Raw genomic sequence first — 6196 nt, 5'->3', positions numbered from 1 at the left:
GGGCGCCCGGCCGGCGCCCGCCTGCCCACCGAGGTCCGGTGGCCTCGCCGAGGCGTTCGACGCCCGGCTCCCGTTCGCGCTCACCCCGGGGCAGCGGGAGGTGGGCGAGGGCATCGCGACGGACCTGGCGGCCGAACACCCGATGAACCGCCTGCTGCAGGGCGAGGTCGGCAGCGGCAAGACGATCGTGGCGCTGCGCGCGATGCTCCAGGTGGTCGACGCGGGCAGGCAGGCGGTGCTGCTGGCCCCGACGGAGGTGCTGGCGGCCCAGCACGCGCGGTCGCTGCGGGACCTGCTGGGCGGGCTCGCCCGGGCCGGGGAACTGGACGCCGCGGAGCAGGCCACCCGGGTCACCCTGCTCACCGGCTCGATGCCGGCGAAACCGCGGAAACAGGCGCTGCTGGAGGCCGCGAGCGGCGAGGCGGGCATCGTCGTCGGGACGCACGCACTGCTGCAGGAACACGTGGCCTTCGCCGACCTGGGGTTCGTGGTGATCGACGAGCAGCACCGGTTCGGCGTGGAGCAGCGGGACGCGCTGCGCACCCGGGGCGGGAACGGCACCGCCCCGCACGTGCTGGTGATGACCGCGACGCCGATCCCGCGCACGGTGGCGATGACCGTCTACGGCGACCTGGAGACGTCCTCGCTGCGGGAACTGCCCGGCGGCCGTCGTCCGATCTCCACCAGCGTGGTGCCCGCCGCGGAGAAACCCCGGTGGCTGGAGCGGGCCTGGGACCGGGTCCGGGAGGAGGCCCAGGCGGGCAACCAGGTCTACGTGGTGTGCCCGCGCATCGGGGACGAACCGCCGTCCGACAAGACCGAACGCCCCCCGGTGGCGGTGCTCGACCTGGCCCCGCAGCTGGCCGAGGGGCCGCTGGAGGGGCTGCGGATCGGCGTGCTGCACGGGCGGCTGCCCGCCGAGGAGAAGGACGCCGTCATGCGCTCCTTCGCCGCCGGGGAGCTGGACGTGCTCGTGGCGACCACCGTGATCGAGGTGGGTGTGGACGTCCCCGCCGCCACGGTGATGGTGATCATGGACGCCGACCGTTTCGGGGTGAGCCAGCTGCACCAGCTGCGCGGCCGCGTGGGCCGGGGCACCCGGCCGGGGCTGTGCCTGCTGGTGACCGAGGCGGTGGAGGGCACCTCCACCCGGACGCGGCTGGAGGCGGTGGAGTCGACCACCGACGGCTTCGAGCTCTCCCGCATCGACCTGGAGCTGCGCCGGGAGGGCGACATCCTCGGTGCCGCGCAGTCGGGCACCCGGTCGGGACTGCGACTGCTGTCGCTGCTGCGGGACGAGGACGTGATCGCGCGGGCACGGCGGGTGGCCGAGCGGCTCGTGGCCGACGATCCCGACCTGACCGCCCACCCCGGACTGGCCGCGATGGTCGCCGGGACCCTGGACGCCGACCGGCTCGACTACCTGGAGAAGTCGTGACCCGGCGGGCAGCGAACCACGCCGGATCCGCCCCGGAGGCCGCTCCGGGAGCCGCGGCGGGGGCCGGTGCGCGGACGGTGTTCGGGCGAGGTCACCGCATGAGGTCCGTCACGCCGGTTGTGTACTCCCGCTGAGCGGGAACTCCGATGTACCGTGCCTGATCGACCGATCCGAGAGCAGGAAGGACCGGGCATGTTCCGCAAGGTACTCGTCGCCAATCGCGGTGAGATCGCCATCCGCGCGTTCCGCGCCGCCTACGAACTGGGCGCGGGCACGGTCGCGGTGTTCCCGCACGAGGACCGCAACTCGCTGCACCGGCTGAAGGCCGACGAGGCGTACGAGATCGGCGAACCGGGACACCCGGTCCGCGCCTACCTCTCCGTCGACGAGGTCGTGGACGCGGCGGTGCGCTCCGGCGCGGACGCCGTCTACCCCGGGTACGGGTTCCTCTCCGAGAATCCGGACCTGGCGCGCGCCTGTGCCGAGGCCGGCATCACCTTCGTCGGCCCGGACGCCGACATCCTCGAACTGACCGGGAACAAGGCGCGTGCGGTGGCCGCCGCCCGCGCGGCCGGGGTGCCGGTGCTCGGCTCGTCCGCCCCGTCGTCCGACGTGGAGACGCTGGTCGAGGCGGCCGGGGAGCTCGGCTTCCCGGTGTTCGTCAAGGCCGTCGCGGGCGGTGGTGGGCGCGGGATGCGCCTGGTCACCGACCCCGGGGGGCTGCGGGAGGCCGTCGAGGCGGCCTCCCGGGAGGCCGAGTCCGCCTTCGGGGACCCGACGGTGTTCCTGGAGAAGGCCGTGGTCGAACCCCGGCACATCGAGGTGCAGATCCTGGCCGACGGCACCGGCTCCGACGAGGGCGTCATCCACCTCTACGAGCGGGACTGCTCGGTGCAGCGGCGGCACCAGAAGGTCGTGGAGCTGGCGCCCGCCCCGAACCTCGACCCCCAGCTGCGGGAACGCATCTGCGCCGACGCCGTCCGTTTCGCCCGCCAGATCGGCTACCGCAACGCGGGCACGGTCGAGTTCCTCGTCGACCGGGACGGCAACCACGTCTTCATCGAGATGAACCCCCGTATCCAGGTGGAACACACGGTGACCGAGGAGGTCACCGACGTGGACCTGGTGCAGTCCCAGCTGCGGATCGCCTCCGGCGAGACCCTGCCCGGACTGGACCTGTCGCAGGACCGGGTCTACCTGCGCGGGGCGGCGTTGCAGTGCCGGATCACCACGGAGGACCCGGCCAACGGGTTCCGGCCGGACACCGGCATGATCAGCGCCTACCGGTCACCCGGCGGCTCCGGCATCCGGCTGGACGGCGGCACCGCGTTCGCGGGTACCGAGATCAGTGCGCACTTCGACTCGATGCTGGTGAAGCTGACCTGCCGGGGGCGCACGTTCGCCACGGCGGTCGACCGCGCCCGGCGGGCCGTGGCCGAGTTCCGCATCCGCGGGGTGGCGACGAACATCCCGTTCCTGCAGGCCGTGCTGGACGACCCGGACTTCCAGCAGGGCCGGGTGACGACGTCGTTCATCGAACAGCGGCCGCACCTGCTCACCGCACGCCACTCCGCCGACCGGGGCACCCGGCTGCTGACCTACCTCGCCGACGTGACGGTGAACAGGCCGAACGGCGAGCGGCCGCGGCTGATCGACCCGGTGCGCAAGCTGCCGGACGTGCCGGACGGGACCCCACCGGCCGGGTCGAAGCAGAAACTGACCGAGCTCGGCCCGGAGGGCTTCGCCGAGTGGCTGCGGTCGTCACCGCACATCGGGGTCACCGACACCACCTTCCGTGACGCGCACCAGTCGCTGCTGGCCACCCGGCTGCGGACGAAGGACCTGCTGGCCGTGGCGCCCGCGGTGGCGCACACCATGCCGCAGCTGCTGTCGGTGGAGTGCTGGGGAGGGGCCACCTACGACGTGGCGCTGCGCTTCCTCGCCGAGGACCCGTGGGAACGGCTCGCGGCGCTGCGCGCGGCGATGCCGAACGTGTGCCTGCAGATGCTGCTGCGCGGGCGCAACACCGTCGGCTACACGCCGTACCCCACAGAGGTGACCGAGGCGTTCGTCGAGGAGGCCACCGCCACCGGGATCGACATCTTCCGCATCTTCGACGCGCTCAACGACGTGGAGCAGATGCGTCCGGCGATCGAGGCGGTCCGGTCCACCGGCTCGGCGGTGGCGGAGGTGGCGCTGTGCTACACCTCCGACCTGTCCGACCCGGCCGAGAACCTCTACACCCTCGACTACTACCTCAAGCTCGCCGAGCAGATCGTGGGCGCGGGCGCGCACGTGCTGGCGATCAAGGACATGGCCGGGCTGCTGCGGGCGCCCGCCGCGCGCACCCTGGTCACGGCCCTGCGCCGGGAGTTCGACCTGCCGGTGCACATCCACACGCACGACACGGCGGGCGGGCAGCTGGCGACCTACCTCGCCGCGATCGACGCGGGCGCCGACGCCGTCGACGGCGCGGTGGCCTCGATGGCGGGCACCACCTCGCAGCCCTCGCTGTCGGCGATCGTGGCCGCCACCGACCACTCGGACCGGCCCACCGGACTCGACCTCGGTGCGGTGGGCGAGATGGAGCCCTACTGGGAGATCGTGCGCCGGATCTACGCGCCGTTCGAGGCGGGCCTGGCCGCGCCGACGGGGCGGGTGTATCACCACGAGATCCCCGGTGGTCAGCTGTCCAACCTGCGCACGCAGGCCAGGGCGCTCGGGCTGGCCGACCGGTTCGAGGAGGTCGAGGCGATGTACGCCGCCGCCGACCGCATCCTCGGGCGGCTGGTCAAGGTGACCCCGTCGTCGAAGGTCGTCGGCGACCTGGCGTTGCACCTGGTGGGCGCGAACGTCTCGCCGGAGGAGTTCGAGGCCGACCCCGGCCGGTTCGACATCCCGGAGTCGGTGATCGGCTTCCTGCGCGGGGAGCTGGGCGACCCGCCCGGCGGGTGGCCCGAGCCGTTCCGCAGCAGGGCGCTCGCGGGTCGGGGCGAGGCCCGTCCGACCGAGGAACTGTCCGAGGAGGATCGGCGTGGGTTGGCCGAAGATCGGAGGCGGACGTTGAACCGGCTGCTGTTCCCCGGGCCGACGAAGGAGTTCGAGAACCACCGCGAGGCCTACGGCGACACGAGTGTGCTGCCGAGCAAGGACTTCTTCTACGGGCTGCGGCCGGGGGAGGAGTACGCGGTCGACCTCGAACCGGGGGTGCGCCTGCTCATCGAGCTGGAGGCGATCGGGGAGGCCGACGAGCGCGGCGTGCGCACGGTGATGTCCACGCTGAACGGGCAGCTGCGCCCGATCCAGGTGCGCGACCGGTCCGTGGCCTCGGACCTGCCCGCGAAGGAGAAGGCGGACACCGACAACCCGGGGCACGTGGCCGCGCCGTTCGCCGGGGTGGTGACCGCGGCGGTCGCGGAGGGCGACACCGTCGACGCGGGCGACACGGTGGCCACCATCGAGGCGATGAAGATGGAGGCCGCGATCACCGCCCCCACCGCGGGCACGGTGCACCGCCTGGCCATCAACTCGGTCCAGCAGGTGGAGGGCGGCGACCTCCTCGTCGTCCTGCAGTGAACGGCGCGTTCGCCCCCGTGGGTGGGCGTGAGGGGCACATTCGCTGCGTGTGACGCAGGAGATGTGCCCCTCACGGCACCCGACGCAGGGAAGGTGCCCTTCACGGCACACCCCGGCGCCGTGCGGGTCAGGGGGTGACCGGGTGGCCGGTGCGGGCGGCTTCGGTGAGGGCGAGGGTGGTGCGGAGGGTGCGTAGGCCCTCGCGGCCGTCGACGAGTGGGGTGGTCTCGCCGCGTACGACGGCGACGAAGTGGTCCAGCTGGGCGGCGAGGGGGTCGCGTGCGGCCACGTCCAGCACCGACGTGTGGAACGGGGCCCACCACGACGGCTCGCCGGTGTACACCCGCAGCCGCAGGGTGGGCACCCCCAGCGATCCCCGCGTGCCGGCGACGACGTAGCAGTCCTCGTCCGGGTGGTGCGGGTAGTCGGGGTTCTCGCCGGAGGTGTGCTCCCAGCTGCGCGCCGCGGCCGCGGTGTCCGAGAGCAGGACGCTGCCGAGTGCGCCGGAGGCGAACCGCATCGTGACCGCCGCGGTGTCCTCGACCGCGAACCCCCGGGCGGCGTTCGAGGTGCTCGCCTGCACCTCGACGATCTCGCCGCACAACGCGCGCAGGTTGTCCACGTCGTGGATCAGGTTGATCAGGATCGGGCCGCCGCCGGGCTCGCGGCGCCACGCGGCGTCGGCGAAGTAGTCGTCCGGCTTGCGGAACAGGGCACTGCCCTGCACCGCGACGACGTCGCCCAGGGTGCCCCGGCGGAGGGTCTCCCGGGCGGCCGCCATCAGCGGGCTGTGCCTGCGGTGGTGGCCCACGAGCAGGGGCACCCCGGCGTCCTCGGCCGCCGACACGGCGCGTTCGGCCCCGGCGACGGTGTCCGCGACCGGTTTCTCCACCAGCACCGGCACGCCCGCCCGCACGCAGGAGAGCACGTGCTCGGTGTGCCGGGCGTTCGGGGAGGCGACGATCACCCCGTCCGGTGCCGTGTCGGCCAGCATCGTGGGCACGTCGGGGTACCCCGGTGCCCCGTGGCCGTCCCGCGCGGTGGGGTCCGGGTCGACGACGGACACCAACGTGCACCCGGGGTGCTCGCGCACCAGGGCGAGGTGCCTGCGCCCGATGAGCCCCGCGCCGACGACCGCGATCCGCGTGCCGCTCACGGCCGTACCCCCGGGGCGGGCGGGCC

The 6196-nt window shown here is 73.5% G+C and carries 3 protein-coding genes; 2 read left to right on the top strand and 1 reads right to left on the bottom strand.

Annotated elements, in window-relative coordinates:
- Positions 1-1438 (top strand): ATP-dependent DNA helicase RecG (locus tag ACTIR_RS21505; protein WP_034238205.1); only part of this gene is annotated, 1438 nt, incomplete at its 5' end.
- A gap of 192 nt (positions 1439-1630) precedes the next feature.
- Positions 1631-5014: a pyruvate carboxylase gene (locus ACTIR_RS0103615; protein WP_026453255.1), complete on the top strand. Its 3384-nt coding sequence runs from the start codon at positions 1631-1633 to the stop codon at positions 5012-5014.
- 127 nt (positions 5015-5141) lie between these two features.
- Here ACTIR_RS0103615 and ACTIR_RS0103610 read toward each other — a convergent pair.
- Positions 5142-6196 (bottom strand): Gfo/Idh/MocA family protein (locus ACTIR_RS0103610; protein WP_233345810.1); only part of this gene is annotated, 1055 nt, incomplete at its 5' end.

Source organism: Saccharomonospora iraqiensis subsp. iraqiensis (assembly GCF_000430445.1).
GTDB classification, from domain to species: Bacteria; Actinomycetota; Actinomycetes; order Mycobacteriales; family Pseudonocardiaceae; genus Saccharomonospora; species Saccharomonospora iraqiensis.
Note: the sequence above shows the minus strand (reverse complement) of the source record. Positions and strands in the feature narration are given on the sequence as shown.

Bases quoted from the DNA above. Each gene is read 5' to 3' on its own strand.
- ACTIR_RS0103615 (WP_026453255.1), top strand. From the start codon at position 1,631: ATGTTCCGCAAGGTACTCGTCGCCAATCGCGGTGAGATCGCCATCCGC.